This is a genomic window from Virgisporangium ochraceum, from assembly GCF_016863655.1.
In the GTDB taxonomy this organism is placed as follows: domain Bacteria; phylum Actinomycetota; class Actinomycetes; order Mycobacteriales; family Micromonosporaceae; genus Virgisporangium; species Virgisporangium ochraceum.
The window spans coordinates 130,600-145,347 of record NZ_BOPH01000105.1 but is presented as its reverse complement, the minus strand read 5'-3'; the positions used below and the strand labels follow the sequence as shown (position 1 = coordinate 145,347).

Annotated in this window: 15 protein-coding genes and 2 pseudogenes; 12 read left to right on the top strand and 5 right to left on the bottom strand. The window is 67.7% G+C overall.

Annotated features, from left to right (window positions below):
- The first annotated feature begins 43 nt into the window (after nucleotides 1-43).
- The 7 genes and pseudogenes from Voc01_RS38785 (at nucleotide 44) to Voc01_RS54840 (ending at nucleotide 3,601) form a co-directional block, all read left to right on the top strand.
- Nucleotides 44-790, top strand: coding sequence for a GbsR/MarR family transcriptional regulator (locus Voc01_RS38785; RefSeq protein ID WP_203932749.1), 747 nt, complete (start codon nucleotides 44-46; stop codon nucleotides 788-790).
- A gap of 131 nt (nucleotides 791-921) precedes the next feature.
- Nucleotides 922-1,542: a DUF6461 domain-containing protein gene (locus tag Voc01_RS38780; protein WP_203932673.1), complete on the top strand. Its 621-nt coding sequence runs from the start codon at nucleotides 922-924 to the stop codon at nucleotides 1,540-1,542.
- A gap of 235 nt (nucleotides 1,543-1,777) precedes the next feature.
- The gene (locus tag Voc01_RS55075; protein WP_445009834.1) at nucleotides 1,778-2,179 is read left to right on the top strand and encodes a DUF7710 domain-containing protein; all 402 of its coding nucleotides are present in this window, start codon (nucleotides 1,778-1,780) and stop codon (nucleotides 2,177-2,179) included.
- Nucleotides 2,180-2,430: 251 nt separating this feature from the next.
- Nucleotides 2,431-2,559, top strand: coding sequence for a hypothetical protein (locus Voc01_RS54275; RefSeq protein WP_275423797.1), 129 nt, complete (start codon nucleotides 2,431-2,433; stop codon nucleotides 2,557-2,559).
- 82 nt (nucleotides 2,560-2,641) lie between these two features.
- Nucleotides 2,642-2,839, top strand: a pseudogene (locus Voc01_RS38775) (cold-shock protein); the annotation flags it as partial.
- A gap of 36 nt (nucleotides 2,840-2,875) precedes the next feature.
- A pseudogene (locus Voc01_RS38770) lies at nucleotides 2,876-3,067 on the top strand (cold-shock protein); the annotation flags it as partial.
- 15 nt (nucleotides 3,068-3,082) lie between these two features.
- Nucleotides 3,083-3,601 carry a cold-shock protein gene (locus Voc01_RS54840; RefSeq protein WP_275423801.1) on the top strand — a complete coding sequence of 173 codons (519 nt, stop codon included), beginning with the start codon at nucleotides 3,083-3,085 and terminating at the stop codon, nucleotides 3,599-3,601.
- A gap of 341 nt (nucleotides 3,602-3,942) precedes the next feature.
- On the opposite strand, the gene Voc01_RS38760 is transcribed toward Voc01_RS54840, so the two are convergent.
- Complete coding sequence (locus tag Voc01_RS38760; protein WP_203932672.1) at nucleotides 3,943-5,004, bottom strand: hypothetical protein; 1,062 nt, start codon at nucleotides 5,002-5,004, stop codon at nucleotides 3,943-3,945.
- A gap of 85 nt (nucleotides 5,005-5,089) precedes the next feature.
- Nucleotides 5,090-5,224, bottom strand: coding sequence for a hypothetical protein (locus tag Voc01_RS54265; RefSeq protein ID WP_275423796.1), 135 nt, complete (start codon nucleotides 5,222-5,224; stop codon nucleotides 5,090-5,092).
- A 119-nt stretch (nucleotides 5,225-5,343) separates the two neighbouring features.
- Here Voc01_RS54265 and Voc01_RS38755 point away from each other — a divergent pair, with 119 nt between their 5' ends.
- Nucleotides 5,344-6,267, top strand: coding sequence for a hypothetical protein (locus tag Voc01_RS38755; RefSeq protein ID WP_203932671.1), 924 nt, complete (start codon nucleotides 5,344-5,346; stop codon nucleotides 6,265-6,267).
- 165 nt (nucleotides 6,268-6,432) lie between these two features.
- Here the strand turns inward: Voc01_RS38755 and Voc01_RS38750 are convergent, their stop codons facing one another.
- Both Voc01_RS38750 and Voc01_RS38745 read right to left on the bottom strand, forming a co-directional pair.
- On the bottom strand, nucleotides 6,433-6,909 hold the full coding sequence (locus Voc01_RS38750) for a hypothetical protein (RefSeq protein ID WP_203932670.1): 477 nt from the start codon (nucleotides 6,907-6,909) through the stop codon (nucleotides 6,433-6,435).
- A gap of 134 nt (nucleotides 6,910-7,043) precedes the next feature.
- Entirely contained in the window at nucleotides 7,044-7,430 is a 387-nt protein-coding gene (locus tag Voc01_RS38745; protein WP_203932669.1) for a hypothetical protein, read from the bottom strand.
- Between the two features lie 415 nt (nucleotides 7,431-7,845).
- On the opposite strand from Voc01_RS38745, the gene Voc01_RS54260 reads away from it, so the two are divergent.
- The 4 genes from Voc01_RS54260 (at nucleotide 7,846) to Voc01_RS38730 (ending at nucleotide 13,327) form a co-directional block, all read left to right on the top strand.
- Nucleotides 7,846-7,977 carry a hypothetical protein gene (locus Voc01_RS54260; protein WP_275423795.1) on the top strand — a complete coding sequence of 44 codons (132 nt, stop codon included), beginning with the start codon at nucleotides 7,846-7,848 and terminating at the stop codon, nucleotides 7,975-7,977.
- A 1,415-nt stretch (nucleotides 7,978-9,392) separates the two neighbouring features.
- Nucleotides 9,393-9,626, top strand: coding sequence for a hypothetical protein (locus Voc01_RS38740; RefSeq protein ID WP_203932668.1), 234 nt, complete (start codon nucleotides 9,393-9,395; stop codon nucleotides 9,624-9,626).
- A gap of 455 nt (nucleotides 9,627-10,081) precedes the next feature.
- The gene (locus Voc01_RS38735; RefSeq protein ID WP_203932667.1) at nucleotides 10,082-11,638 is read left to right on the top strand and encodes a cellulose binding domain-containing protein; all 1,557 of its coding nucleotides are present in this window, start codon (nucleotides 10,082-10,084) and stop codon (nucleotides 11,636-11,638) included.
- Between the two features lie 1,158 nt (nucleotides 11,639-12,796).
- The gene (locus Voc01_RS38730; RefSeq protein WP_203932666.1) at nucleotides 12,797-13,327 is read left to right on the top strand and encodes an RICIN domain-containing protein; all 531 of its coding nucleotides are present in this window, start codon (nucleotides 12,797-12,799) and stop codon (nucleotides 13,325-13,327) included.
- Nucleotides 13,328-13,890: 563 nt separating this feature from the next.
- On the opposite strand, the gene Voc01_RS38725 is transcribed toward Voc01_RS38730, so the two are convergent.
- Nucleotides 13,891-14,427, bottom strand: coding sequence for an SUKH-4 family immunity protein (locus Voc01_RS38725; protein ID WP_203932665.1), 537 nt, complete (start codon nucleotides 14,425-14,427; stop codon nucleotides 13,891-13,893).
- Nucleotides 14,428-14,748: the final 321 nt, after the last annotated feature.

Below are 14,748 nucleotides of genomic sequence, written 5' to 3'. Positions count from 1 at the left end.
AACGCTATGGTGACGACCGTTGTCGACTGTGAAGGAGACCGTGATGCCGGGCGGCAGGCTCACCCAGCAGGATCGCCAGCAGATCGCGCTCGGGCTGGCCGACGGTCTCGCCTACGCGGAGATCGCCCGGCGCCTCGATCGCCCGACCTCCACCGTCACCCGGGAAGTCATGCGCAACGGTGGCCCGGTCGCGTACCGCGGCGACCTCGCCCACCACGCCACCGAACACCGCGCCCGCCGCCGTGCCAAGGCCGCGCCCGGGCAAACGTCGGCGTCGCGGCCGGCCGACGGGCGCGACACCGACCGGGACACCGACGCCGTGCGCGCGTACGAGGACACCTTCGCCGGCATCTTCATGCAGTCCGGCCTTCCCCGGATGACGGCCAGGGCCCTGGCCAGCCTCTACACCACCGACACCGGCAGCCTCACCGCTGCCGAGATCGCCCGGCGACTGCAGATCAGCCCCGGATCGGTCTCCAAGGCCGTCGCGTTCCTCGACAGCCAGGGCCTGATCCGCCGCGAACGCGACGAACGCCGCCGCGAACGCTACGTCGTCGACGACGACGTCCTGTACCAATCCGTCATGGCCAGCGCCCGATCGACCGCCCAACTCGGCGACATCGCCCGCCAAGGCGTCGACATCCTCGGCCGCGACACCCCGGCCGCCGCCCGCCTGGAGAACATCGCACGCTTCGTCACCTTCGTCTCCGAAAACATGGCCCGCGCCGCCGACCAGGCCCGCGACATCCTCCACACCAAACCCGGCGCCCCCGCGGGCAGCGCTTCCTGACCCGGCACCGGTCACTACGGAGCGTCGCGACCGAGTGGGCTGCCCGGCTTCCTTACATGCCGCGACGGCGCGGCCTTGCTGATCTACCGAGACTGTGAAACTTCGTCGTCTCGGAGTGCGAGCATGGGCCGATGGTGCCCACCGACGTCGACTATCTGTGGTTCGAGCAGAGGTTCCCCGATCTGGCTGAGGCGTACTGCGTCACGCTCGTCGGCAACGAGACCTCGGCAGGACTGCTGGACAGGTTTGGAGTGGGCGGCGACCGCGTCGATCGCGTCGGTGTCGGCGAGCTCGTCGACCCGAGCTACGCCGTGTGGGACGCGCATCAGGGAGACGTTCAGCTGATCGCGGCGACCTCGGTCGGGCAGTGGGCCCTGGCGGTAGAGGTGAACGGCTATCTCGGCGTGACCGAGGAACTCTTCGCAGGGTTGTCCGCCGGCAGCCGCCTGGTTTCCCATTTCCGCAATGTCAATGCGGCGGATCGGTTCTGCCTCGTCGACGATGGCCAACTGGTGGTCGACTTCGAGCCGCTGTTCGCCTGGCACCGTTCCGGGAGCCATCCTGACCTCTATGCCGAGCTCATGCGGACCGTGGGAATGCGCATGGGGCAGGACGACGACCTGGGCGAGCCTGGTGCTGCGGCGTTCGCTCTCGCCGAGGCGATAACCGGCGTCCGGCTGACGGCCGAATTGTTCGAACGGTCCGCATTTACATGCGGCCTGGCCCGGCTGCCTCGCCGCACTCGCAGGTAGCACCACCACCCAACCCGAATCGACCAATCCTGGACGAGTTCCACGCGATCGCGACGGTTCGAGGGATGACACGTGGCGAACAGGCGTTCCAGGCGTCGGGCCGTCGCCTCGTCTCCGAGGCGGCGCTGGGCAGGTCGCAGTTGAGCCACCTCAGCACCCAGCCGTTGTCCGGGGTGCCGAAGCCGCCTCGGAGGATGTCGTTGAGGGCGTCCAGGTTCCCGCGGCCGGGCGACCAATGCCGTGCGACTGCCGCCGACGGTGTGGCTGGTCCAGAATCTGTTTGCGGGACAACGCTGTTGTGGCCGAGGCTGCCCGGGTGACGGACGACCAGCAGCCACCGAACGTGTGGATCTTCCACGGCGACGGTGCGCCGTTCGCGTCAGGCGTGTTCTCCAATAGACAGGACGCAATGGCCTGGATCGCCCGGCATCGGTTGACCGGCGTCGTCACCGAGTACCCCGTCGGTGACGGCTGCTATGACATCGCGGTACGTGACGGACACTTCAGGCCGAGCCGGCCACACCACGGAACACCACACCACGTCGCACTCTTCTCACCCAGCAACATGTCCCATTGTCACGTCCGTGACGGACGGGAGGGCCATCACTACGGCGACGGGGACCAACCTCCGCCGTAGATCACACGGTCACATCTGCCGCTGTCAATGTGCCGTCGGTTACCGAGGGCTGACCACAACCAGGCCACGTTGCGCCGACGAGACAGGGGCACGTCACGTCCTGGCGCTTGTAGTCGTAGGAGCGGGATGACCGCAGTGGCAGACGCAGAGCAGCGTGTGCGGGGGCGCCGCATGCCGGGCACGGTGTCGGCGCGTCTGGACCGGTCACCGTCGGCGCGGAGCAGGCCCATCAGGCAACGATGCGCTCGGCCATGGAGTCGATCTCGGCGTCGGCCGCGCGGCGGGCGGGCCGGCGCGACGAGCCGGTCGGAGTCGTTCGCGACCGCCACCCGCGTCCCACCAGCATCCTGGCCTCCTACGACTTCCTGACAGCCGCCTGACCGTGGCCGGTCCCGGTGGTCCCGGCCACGACGACGTCAGCGAGACTGGGAGCAATGCCGCTCTACGATCTGGAGCTTTCCTATGCCGCACGGGATCGTCCGCTGGTTCGACGCCGAACGGGGGTTCGGCTTCCTCGCGCCTGACGACGGCTCACCAGACGTGTTCGTGCACGCCTCCGAGATCGTCGGGGACGGCGGCTCGAAGGTGCTCCGTGAAGGCCAGGCCGTCGAGTTCGAGGCCGGCGAGAACGACCGCGGTCCCCAGGCGCTGCGCGTGCGCGTCACCGCCGAGCAGGCCGCTGGCGGTGCCGTGGGACTGCTCGGCACGGTCACCTGGTACGAGCCGACCAAGGGGTACGGGTTCGCATCGCCGGACGGCGGCGGCCCCGACATCTTCGTGCACAGCTCGGCCATCGTGACCGGTGGCGTGGTCAGCGACGGGCAGCGGGTGGCCTTCGTCGTCGTCGAGGGCGAGCGCGGCCCGCAGGCCGCGCACGTCGTCCCGCTCGGTCCTGGGGCCGGCCTGTCCGCCACGGCAGGCGGTGCCGACGGGGCGGACGGAACCGTCTCCTGGTACGACGAGGACAAGGGCTTCGGCTTTATCGCCCCCGACTCCGGCGCCGAGGACGTCTTCGTCCACGCCCGGTCCCTGGCGGAGGGCCTCACCTGGCTGACAGAGGGCGACCGCGTGGCGTACGAGGTGGTCAGCAGCGACAAGGGCCCGCAGGCCCGCGACGTGCGGCTGGTCCGAGGGGCCGAGCCCGTGCCGCCACCGCGACGCCCGGCACCGGCCGGGCCGTCACCCGCCAGGAGTAGGCCGCCGTCACGGGGCGTGCCCGCACGCGCGGGCCAGGGCGTCGTCGCACGTTACGACGGCGACCGCGGGTTCGGGTTCATCACCCCGGACGCCGGAGGCGACGACCTGTTCGTCCACGTGTCCGTGGTCGCCGGGTCGGAACCGCTGCAGCAGGGCGACCGGGTCCGGTACACGGTGCGTCAGAGCGACCGGGGCCCGCAGGCCGACCGCGTGGAGCGCCTCTGACCTCGTGAACACATGCTCATCTAATGGGTTTGTCAGCCTGCTGCGGCCTGTCCCAGGGAGGTGAGATGGGCATCCGGCTCGTTGCGGCACCGCGGCGCGCATCACGGTGCCGTTCGAGTTCCTGCCGCGGTGGGACGGCGCAGGCAATCCACGGACTCGGTCTTGAGACTGTTTGACGCGCTCGGCCCCACCGAGAAGACCCTGCACGCGAATCCCGGCAGCCGCTTCCGGGTCCCGCCGTTCGAGGTCGACAGCTCGATCCGGTTCCTCGTTCACACCGGCCCGGCACCTGGGCAGGCCCGGCACCGCGCCGGCGTGAACGAGGAACCGGCGCGTAGGGGTCAGGCGGTCGTCACCGGCTTGCTCGGCGGGCTCGCCACCAGGCCGATCATCGCGCCGGCGATCGCGGCCAGCACCACGTTGCCGGTCCACAGCTCGACCGGCCAGCGGACCCCGTCGCCGATGGCGAGGCCCAGCAGGTGCCCCGACCACACCAGCGAGCCGAACAGGGCGCCGACGATCGGCAGGCGCAGTGGGGCGTCCGGGCCGCGGACCGCGTCGAGGCGTACGGCCAGAACATCGACGGCGAACGCCCCGAGGGTGGCGCCGATCCCGGCGAGGGTCAGCGTGGCGGGGAAGTTGAACTGGGCCAGCTGGAATATGAAGATCGCGCCGAGTACCGCGGTCGCGGTGCCGAGGACGGCTCGGCGGCGCAGCACGAGCAGCACCGGGATGAGCAGGATCAGGGTGGTTGCCAGGTAGCGCGCGGAGCCGTAGGACGCCTCCAGGTGGCTGGGTGAACCGGTCACGAAGTCGTAGGCCCGCGTGGCCGCCGTGGAACGGAACGCGGTGGTATGGCTGAGCAGCAGCACGCCGAAGATCGAGCCGAGCCCCAGGGACGCGAGACCGGTCAGCGCCCGCGACCGGGTGGTACCGCTCGCCCACCACGAGCGCAGTGGGCTGGTGACGAGCAGCGTGCCGGCGACGGCCAGCAGCAGGTGGGTGGGGCTGAGTACGGCATCGAGCGAGACCTCGACCCCGAAGATCGTGTGCCAGAGCATGTCGCCCACGCCGGCGGCGAGGAAGCCGACCGCGCCGAGGGCGCCGAGGGCGTAACCCGCCGGCCAGCCCTCACGCCACCAGCGTGGCGTACCGCCCCGGCGGCGGAAGGCGAGCCAGATCGTCCAGGCGGCGGTCGCGGCGAACCCGCCGTACAGGAGCCCGTGCCACGGCGTGAAGAAGGTTTCCAACTCGGAGGCGAGGTTGCTGTGCGCCCACGCGTCCGCCAACGACCCGCCGATCAGCAGGCTCGCCAGCATGACCGTGACGAGATCCTCCCTGGGGGTCGTGACGTACGGACCCGTACCGCTCATCGCCGACGGCCGCGTCTGCCGAATGGCCATGTCGCGTCACCTCATCTCGTTAAGATCGATACAAGTCGATTATTTCAGGTGTGAGGGCCCCGAGATAGGTAGGGGATGCGGGCGGTCAGCGCGTGCCGCCGGCCGGGGTGTCGCCGACGTGCAGGGTGCCGTCGAGGGCTTCCACGCGATCGGCCAGGCCGCGTAGGCCGGTCCCGACGGACACGGCCGCATCGCCGACACCGCCGTCGGTGATCTCCACGACGAGTCGGTCGGCTCGGGAAGTGCCGGTCCCGGCTCGCCGACGACCGTGGTCGGTATGGCCGACCGAACGGCGAGCCCTTCGAGCGCGATGCCGAGACCGCTGGTCGAGCGTCAGGGGTGGATGCCGCGGACGCGCTCGCGGAGCATGGCCAGGACCGGGCGAGTTCGTCGCCTGCCGCGGCGGCGAACTGCTCGGGCGGCGTCCGAGCCGTCTCGGATCCGCCGCTGGATCAGCGAGAAATTGCAGGGTCCGACCTGATCATTCTCGACAAGACCAGCATCCGCTCATGCCGCGGTCCGGTCGGGGGATGGATTCGTCGTTCGTGGCGCCGCTGGCAGTACTCTGCAGGCGTGGCGGACAGTTTCGAAGCCGTCCAGGCGGGGACGCTCAGCGCGCGGTTGCAGAGCCCACGGATCCTGCTTCGGCAGACCAACTGGTCGTTGCTGGGCCATGCGTACGGCAGCGCCGAGGACGTCCCCCGGGCACTGACCCGGCTGACCGATGACGCTCCCGACGTCAGGGCAGCAGCGTTGCGTCACCTCGAACGAGTCAACCACCAGAACACCATCTACTCCGCTACCGCTCCCGCCGCCCTCTACATCGCCGGCATCCTGAACGACCCACGGACCATCCCGGCCATCAACGCCAACTTCTCGGCCCTCCCTACCACGAACCGATCCCTGAGGGCGATGCTGCTGGACTGGCTTGGCGCCATGGCCGACGACGTCAGCGCACAAGTCGAACGAGTCGCCGCGAAACACGGCTTCGCCCTGGCAGAGCTTCCGGAGGTCATCGCATTGAGGGCGGCTCGGCCGGCGATCTTCGACGCCGTCCGCCGCTACCTCAACGACCGGGACGACGATGTGCGCCGGTCCGCGATCGTCGCGGCAGGACTGGTCCTCGACGCGCCGGAGCTCGCCAGCCACCGTCCCGCACTCCTGCCTCCGCTGAGGGAGGTCCTGGCCAACGATCCCGACCGCCGCCACCGCGCCTACGCCAAGCGCATTCTCCTCGGATGGGGTGCGACTCCGCCGTTCTGATCACTTCGGCGCCGTCATTTGCTGCAACCGGTGTCCCCTCGGCCTGACCGGTTGAGGTTGTCGGTCGTCAGCCCTGGCTGGAGGGGCGCGAGCTGGCTCTCGGTAGCTGGCATGGCCTCTGTCGCGTGTCACGGGCGAGGACGGACGCGCGGCGAGCCTGGATGTTCATTGACACGTGTCGCCGCTGAAGCTCTGATGGCCACGGCCGGACTGGCATTTCTGGGACGCTTTCCCCGAGACGAACCGGTGCAGCCCGTCGTCGCCGCGGTCGAACACGAGCCGGTACCGCTGTGCGCTAATCGAGTCGTCACCCAGCCTCGTGAGCGTGAACGTCACGACCTCGCCGTCGTCGAGCAGGTAGACCTCCACCGGCCCGTCGAAGCCGCGGTCGAGGTCGAGCAGCTGCGCGCCGGCGGTGGCGGCGGACTTCGCCCACTCGGGGCGGTTCGACTCGACGAAGTCGTTGAAGCCCGGTGCGGAGACGTCGTCGGTCGTGAAGTCCACCGCCATCCTGCCGTCCCACCCCGGGCCCGCGCTCAGCTGCGGGGTAGGGGACCAGCGCTCAGCACCGTCCTGAACAGGATCTTCGGCACAGCCGGCGAGGACGGCGACGGCAACGAAGATGATCATCAACCTGCGCACCGGCCGACTCTAGCCGCCGGCCGGTGAGGCTCCCGTCGTGATCCTGTGAAGATCGTTCGAAGCTGCATGGCAACTGCCTGACGATGGCCGCCGCGGACTGCGGTGTGACCGTGCACGGGACGAGGGAATCGGGGCTACAGCCATCCGGAGGTGATGTCGCAGATTTCCCAGCCGTTCTCATCGATCAGCCCGACGCTGTACTGTTGTGCCGCTGCGCCGGCGGGGGTGATGGTCACGTTGGCGGTGCCACTGTCGCCGGAGCCGTACGACGAGGCGTCGATCGCGAAGGTCCACGGTCGCGGGTACCGGTCGAACTCCGCTTCTAGCGAGTCGGCGGTGGTACGCGAACGGCTGGGCGCGCAGACCAGGGCGGCGGCCCCGGCGTAGTCGGCGTCGGAGAGCTTGCCGAGGAACGTATCGACGGCCGCGTTCGCCGCATCATCGGAGTTGAACAAGCCGCACCCACCAAGGACGAGGACAAACGGCAGCAGCAGAGCCAGGAGGGCGCGTCGACAGGTCATGCGGCTGACAGTAGGTACGGCGCATGGCCGTGTGCTCCGCATTTCGCGCCATTTCCGGTCACGGCCTGGCCGTTCCGCGCCACGATCCAACCAGTGCCGAAGGTGTGTACGTGACCGTCGAGGAGAGTGGCCTCACATCGGGGTGGTGATCCGGCTGTGCTGGTGGTCGCGGCGTTCCCGGGCTCTGCCGAAGGAACGGCACCCGCTCCTGGTCCACGCCGATGCAAGGGGACTCATCGGGTGAGGTGAGGTGACATGCGCGCAAGTGCCGGTGATCGTGCGGCTGGCTGCTTGCCGCCGGCAAGTGGATCCGGACCGGGCTGTTGGGGCAGCATCTGTCCGTGAGCTTCGACCTTGACGTGCTCGCCGTCGATCGGGATGCGGGCGATGATCTGGTGCGGGTGATGGCCCGGCGGTGCCGGCGGTCATCCACCTCGTCGCCGATCTGGCTGTACTCAACGGCCTGACGATCTACGACCTCCAGGGCGACGTCGTGACGCGACCGGGCGCGTCCGCTCGTACCGATGTCAGTATTCCTGCCCGTTGAACGGCCATTTGTCGTAGCAGGGGCAGTCGCCCCGGGGGTCTGTGTCTGATTGGTACTCCAGCCATGGCGCTATGACGCCCAGGAACAGCCACAGACTGAGGAACATAAAAACGCTATGCTCCCCAACCACAGGACCACTCTTTTCACGCTGGATCGTCCTCGCTTGTAATGGTGTCTACCGGGGAGACGGAACTCCGAGTTCCACGACGAAGCTGAACACAGCTTAGGTCAGAACAGCTTCTACCGACGCGACTTGAGCCGTCCGGTCGGGTCCGCAGATTGCGTTGAATAGGGCCCGCCTCGCAAGGTAGTCGCTCGATCTCTGCTCATTGGGGGGAGCGGCCCGCGCCTAGGCTGCCATGATCTCGTTGTACAGCTCCTCGCCTACGGTTACAATTCCGGGCAGAATAGCGTGCTGGACCACAACGGCGCAGAAGGAACTCGTCAGGAATCCCTACATGGGTGAGTTGGCAACGAACTGAAGGGGCTGATTAGACATTGTGTAGCAGCGGTTCGGCAGCATTCTGGTGCGGGTGAGACGACCGTTTGCGATCGCTCTTATTGTGGGCTTGTTACTGGTCGTGGTGCTCCTGGCCGGTTACTGCGTGTCTCGGTGGACCCGTCCTGTCACGGCGAACGATAGGTTCGCTGACACGCTAGAAGTCCAGTCGGGGATGTCTCGGACCACGCGTTTTCATTCGAAGAATGAGACCAAAATCGTCTATGTCGGTCGACCGGGCCTCACGGTAGAACAAATATTCATCGCACCAGAAATGCGCTACAGAGATCCTGCCGTCAAGGCTGATCCAACCTTTCTTTGGATCGGAGTTGGCGATGCAGACGGTCCGGATGGCGAAAGCTGCTCAGCGTACGCCCTAACCCTCAGACCTGAGAAGGAGCCACTCTCGTATATGGAGCTATCGAGGTCACAGAGGTCGAGGGTCGGGTCGGGAAAACTTGCCGTGCATGAAATCACCCTGGTCTGTTGAAACCGCCTGACCGAGCGCCATGGCCTCGCGGTGGGGCGGTGAGGAACTCGCCGAAGAAGCTCACAGATTCGTCGATGGTCCGGCGGCCGTCACCCTACCCGTTGGATCCTGCCCAGCCGGCCCAACTGGCAATGCCCAAGCGGTCGGGCGGCGCTGTTCGAGGCCTACGGCTCTGCACCGTTGCCGACCACTCATGCAGCGCTGTGCGCGTTGAACGATGTGCCGCCGTGTGGTCGGCGCTCCAGATCCAGAAGACGGCGTCGACGTAGTGCGGTGTGCCGCCCTGCAGGTAGGCGGGACTGACGCGTGTCTTGGGGGAGCCGATCGGCAAGTTCAGGGTTGGTCTCCGGGAGAACCCGGAGGACACTGTGGCCCCTTGGGCCGAAGCTGTGGGTTCCATTCGTGAGTGCGAGGGCAGGAGCACCGATGGCCGAGCCGCGCTTCAGTCATTTTGCCAACACCCGTCCGCGTCATCGCCGATGGACGATCATTGGCGTCGCGGAGTCGGCCCATGACCCGGGCGTGCAATCGATCGAAATCTTCCAGGGCCCGGATGACGACGAGCCGCGCCTGACGCTCCTGCCGGAGGATGTGCCACAGTTCGTGGCCGGCCTCATCGCGACGGTCATGCCGGGTGATCTGACCGCGGGCGAAGACTGAGTTCCAAGACGCGAGGGGTTGCGGGAGCAGGCTTCCGGACATCGCATGAGTCCCTTACCGTATCGCCGACGGCGCACATGAACGTCAGCACGCGGTAAGCCAACGGCCGAAGGGAACCGGCCATGGCTCGCTGCCCGGCTCGTAAAGGACCGAACGACCAGTCGATCGACGGCCGGGAAGCACGACCCACCTGCCGGACTCGCGCGCTGGAGGACCCGGCTCCACGACCCGAACAGCCCTCGACGCGATTCCTCGAAAGCCGGTGATCTCCTCCGTGCCGCACAGGCGCACACCGACCAGGAGTGCTTCCTGTGCCTGCGACCGTCGGCGCCGCGCGTCCTGGTGGGTGAGATCGCCGGCCCTTGCGGCCTGGTCCGCGGCTGACTGGCGGGAAGTGCGAAGCAGCGACCGAAGATTAAATTGACGGTTGCCAATGGGAGAACTATCGTCGGCACATGCTGGACTCCTCGCGACGCGGGTGGCGAGTGCTGGTCGGCTTCGCCGTGAGTGTGGCCGCCGCCGCGTTGGTGTTCGCCGGCGCACCGGCGGCGAGTGCGGCCACCGTCTTCCAGGACAGCTTCTCCGACGGCAACGCCGACGGCTGGACCTTGACCAACGGCGCTTGGGCTGTCGCCGCCGAGGACGGCAACCCGGCGCTGCGGCAGTCCTCTGCCGGCAGTGACGCGCGGGCCATCGCGGCAGAGGCCGGACGCGGTACCGCGCTGGGCACGATCGTCCAGGCGAGGTTGAAGCCGCACAGCCGGCTCGGCTCCGACGGCTCGATCTCGCTGTTGTTCCACGCACTCGACGCGGACAACTACGCCTTCCTCAGGCTGACGGCCAACCGGGTGGAGCTGGGCCGCCGCCAGAACGGTGCCACGAGCGTGTTCGCTTCCGCGCCCTACACGCCGGTGATCGGCACCTGGCAGGTCGCCACTCTGGACCTGTCGTTCCCGAACCAGGTCCGCGCGGTGGTTGCCGGCACCTCGCCCGGCGTGCAGGTCGTCGCTGCCATCCCGACTGCGACCGGCTCGGCGAACAAGGTGGGCTTCGCCGCCCGCGGTGCGGTCGCGTCGTTCGACGATGTGCGCATCTCCGACGACGTCCCCCCGATCGACACCACGCCGCCGAGCGCGCCGGGCACCCCGGTCGCCTCCGCAATCACGCCGAACGGGTTCACACTCAGCTGGCCGCCGTCCGCCGACAATGTCGGGGTCGTGGGCTATCAGGTCACCACCGTGGTCCCGCCAGGCTCCGCCGCGCCGATCCGGATCTGGACCACGGGCACGAACTCGATCACGATCACGGACCTGCCACCACGCTCGACGAACACGTTCCAGGTGCGCGCCTTCGACGCGGTTCCCAACTACTCCCAGCCGTCGCCGCAGATCACGGTGACCACCGCGCCGCCGCAGGATCAGACCCCGCCCACCGCGCCGGGCACACCGGTCGCCACCGCCGTGGCCGCGACCTCCGTCACCCTCACCTGGGCCGCCGCCACCGACAACGTGGGCGTCACCGCGTACTACCTGCGCAACCCGGCCGGCACCGTGGCGACGGGTCCGTTCACCGGCGCCACGGCCACCATGGTCAACCTCGCGCCCGCGACCACGTACACCTGGGTCGTCGTCGCCGTCGACGCGGCCAACAACATCTCTGACCCGTCCGGGCAGATCACGGTCACCACGCCGGCCGACACTCCGATCTGCGAGTACAGCTACCGTGTGGTCAACCAATGGCAGGGCGGTTTCCAGGCCGAGGTGACCATCCGCAACGTCAGCGGCGCGCCGGTGCAGGTCGACCGGATCCACTGGACGTTCACCAACGGCGAGACGATCAACAACATCTGGAACGCCGCCGTGACGATCACCGGCTCGACCGTGACCCTCCGTCCGACCTCGACCGCCATCATTCCGCCCGGCGGCACCTTCACCTTCGGATTCGTGGGAACCGGCACCCCGGTACCGCCGAACCCCATCTACCTCAACGGATTCCGATGCAGGCAGCTATGACCTGAGCAATCGCCCGGTGCCGGTCTCACGCAAGAGCAGGACTGCCGGAATCAGCCGGTCCGTGCACAGCAGGGCCGGCCCGGTGACGCGGCTGCTCTGCTGCGCCGACATGTCGACGAGGGTGCACTGGACAGGGTTACCTCGCTGCCGATGCGGACTCGTGCGAAGGGCTGGACAGATCATCGATCGTATTGTCGATCAGCATGGCCAGATCGGTGGCGACACCGGTGGTCGGCACGGCTTCGAGTGCTGCGATGGCCTCTGTTGCCAACGTGCGGTCATGGAAAAGGACGTCCAGGAGTAGAGATCGGCTTTCGACGGGGATTGAGACCGAAGCAACGCGACGTAGTTGTGGAAGCCGCCCGCGACTCCGTGGCGGATCTGTGTGACGTCGATCGAGCCGATCTGTTCGTGCGCCGGTCCGGTGACCTCCGCGGCTGATGTCCGCGCCAGGAGGTCAAGCGCGATGGTCTGCCGGGCGGCGTCATCTCAGGCAGACCGCGGCAGGACGGTAGCGACTGGCGTGCAGGCCTTGCAGGGGCCGGCCACGGACAGAGGGATCCGTTCGATCCGTTGCCCGAGCCGGGTCGCCTCCCCGTTGCTGGCCAGGGCGGTACCACCAGCCGGTGTTGATGCCGTTCACCTCCGTCACCGGGTGCATGGCGGTCAGGTCGATCTCGTCGACGGCCCGGCCGGTCAGCCGGTGACGGTGTCCGCGATGTTCGCCGCGGCGTAGGTCAGCGCGAGCGACTCGATCCAGCCTTCGATGCTGGAGCGCAGGGGTACCCAACGGTCGTCGGCAGACGGTGTCGAGAGACGCTGATCGATGATGCTTCACCGCCGGGGCTGGGAGGTGGCCGCTCAGGGCCGTGGCCGCGATGCTGTTGAACTCGTCGCCTCCTGCTGGGTGTTCGTCCAGTTGTTCTTCGTACGTCGATACTGAACCGGATCTCGATCTACGTGACGGTTGTCGACACCGGCCGCGTAGAAAATGCCAAAGCCGATAGTTGCGACAGATTGCCGACGCAGCCGGCCCCTTGTGCCCGGGACCCACCGCGGCCTTACCGTCAAACGTCGGGAAAACACCGGCGCGGTACGCCGCCCGAACGCCAACGGTGCGTGCTACCGACAGGTTCGATCACAACGGGGGTTGTGTTCATGCACAGAATCGTTCGTCGTACCACCGTGATCCTGGCTGCCGCGCTCGTCCTGCTGGCGGGCACGACCACGACGACGCCGGCGGCGGCCGCCGCAGCGCCGGCGTTCATCAGCAACGGCGACGGCAGCTGCCTCGGCGTTCGGGACAAGGCCGAGGGCCGGATCGCGTTCACGGCCGAATGCGGTGCTCTGTTCGCTTTCCAGCAGTGGGACTATGTCTTCATGGGTACCGACCAGTGGCGCAACAGCTGGTACCAACTCAAGAACCGCGGGTCCGGACTGTGCCTGGTCGTCCAGACCGGACAGGACAAGCCCGCGTTCCAGTACCGGTGCCTTCCCCAGTACGTCGACCAGCACTGGACGATGCCGTTCACCACACTGTCCGCGGACGGTCCGACCAGCTTCGTCAACCGCAACGGAAGCAAGTGCCTCGAAAAGTTCGGAGCCCACAGCCAGGGCTACGTCCACCAGTGGACGTGCGAGTTTGACCACGACGGGCCGGTTCCGGCGCAGCGCTGGCTGCGTTTCTGATCGACCGTGGTGCCGCCCGCGGCCTCCGTGGGCTGCACCGCCACGGTCACCGTGACCAGCATTGGGCGGTCGGGGCACTGCTTACACGGAGACCCCGCACCAGGGTCGGAAGTTCCTGGGCACCACAGGGCTGTCGCAGCGATCGGCTCGTGACCGCTGACCGAGCATGGGCCGATGGTGTCCACCTATCCGTGGTTCGGGCAGCGGTTCCCCGATCTGGCCGAGACGTACCGCGTGACGATCGTCGGCGACGGGACCTCGACTGCTGGTCATCGCGGAGATTGAATCCGTTGCAGGCGGACCGGTTCCGGGAACGTCTGGCGTCGTCGGGCAAGAGTGACGCTGCGGATGCGCGCATGCTGGCCGATACGGTGCGTACCGACTCGCATCGATCCGGAGCGCGGGATAGCTGCCTCCGTCGACGACGCCAGCCTGGCCGACCTGATCTCGAGCTATGAGCACGCCGCCGGCCTCGACATTCCCGGCCCGTAGCTCGACGCTTCGACGTCGGGGATGTGACGAATCACCTCCGCCCTGGGCGTCGGCTGACGCGACCAGCGTTGTCATGCATCCGATATTGCCAGCTCATCGAACTTGAATCGCCAGAATCCCGATGGCGCGAGGGCGTCCGGGTCCGCCGACTCCAGATTGCGATAGAACCTCTCGGTGGTTGCCCTGTCTCCGGCACCTGCGCTCAGAATGTCGATCATGGCGAGGTAACGCCCGGCCGTGAGCAGGAACTGCTCGACGCTCGAGTTCACGAACGCGGGAGGATGCTCGGCCGGATCGGGTGGTGATTCCCATATCGCGTCGGACAGCCATTGCAGCAGCGCTCCTGTGGCCAGGTCGGCGACGAAGACATATACGTAGGGCGAGTTGCGGATGGCTGGGTAACCGGCGATCGGAAGGCATCGGCGACCGTCGCGTTCGAATGGCCTCAATGCCTCCCCGCGCGTGAAGTCAAGGTCCCACAACGGCTTCGCGGGTAGCCCGACATCGGTCAGGAACGTACGGACATTCTCGGGCACCGCCGCGTCGATCTTCCCCGTCTCAGGTATCAACTGCCCCCACAGAAGGCGGATCTCCTCGATGGAGTTCACGGTGTCCTCCCAGGAAGCCGGAAGAGGGCAAAGTACCAGCCCCGCCGGTTGCGATGAGGTGCGCATGTCTGCCGCGCCACGCGGATCTGGCCGGGACGAGCGCGGCGTGCGGATCTGCCACGCTACGCGCGCTACGCGGATCTGCCACGCTACGCGCGCTACGCGGATCTGCCGCCGGGCGGGCGCAACGGCTTCGACGATCTGGTCACCGTCGTAGCTGGTCCTCCCGGTGCTGCGGCCGGCGGGAGACGCGCCGTCATGCTGAGGAAGAGCACGCAGTCCGTACCGCAAATTGCTTGCAAGTGCCGACCTCCGAGGGCG

Excerpts from the sequence above, each read along its gene's own strand:
- Voc01_RS38785 (WP_203932749.1), top strand. The coding sequence starts at position 44 with ATGCCGGGCGGCAGGCTCACCCAGCAGGATCGCCAGCAGATCGCGCTC.
- Voc01_RS38780 (WP_203932673.1), top strand. The coding sequence starts at position 922 with ATGGTGCCCACCGACGTCGACTATCTGTGGTTCGAGCAGAGGTTCCCC.
- Voc01_RS55075 (WP_445009834.1), top strand. The coding sequence starts at position 1,778 with ATGCCGTGCGACTGCCGCCGACGGTGTGGCTGGTCCAGAATCTGTTTG.
- Voc01_RS54275 (WP_275423797.1), top strand. The coding sequence starts at position 2,431 with ATGGAGTCGATCTCGGCGTCGGCCGCGCGGCGGGCGGGCCGGCGCGAC.
- Voc01_RS38760 (WP_203932672.1), bottom strand. The coding sequence starts at position 5,004 with ATGGCCATTCGGCAGACGCGGCCGTCGGCGATGAGCGGTACGGGTCCG.
- Voc01_RS38745 (WP_203932669.1), bottom strand. The coding sequence starts at position 7,430 with ATGACCTGTCGACGCGCCCTCCTGGCTCTGCTGCTGCCGTTTGTCCTC.
- Voc01_RS38740 (WP_203932668.1), top strand. The coding sequence starts at position 9,393 with ATGGCCGAGCCGCGCTTCAGTCATTTTGCCAACACCCGTCCGCGTCAT.
- Voc01_RS38735 (WP_203932667.1), top strand. The coding sequence starts at position 10,082 with ATGCTGGACTCCTCGCGACGCGGGTGGCGAGTGCTGGTCGGCTTCGCC.
- Voc01_RS38730 (WP_203932666.1), top strand. The coding sequence starts at position 12,797 with ATGCACAGAATCGTTCGTCGTACCACCGTGATCCTGGCTGCCGCGCTC.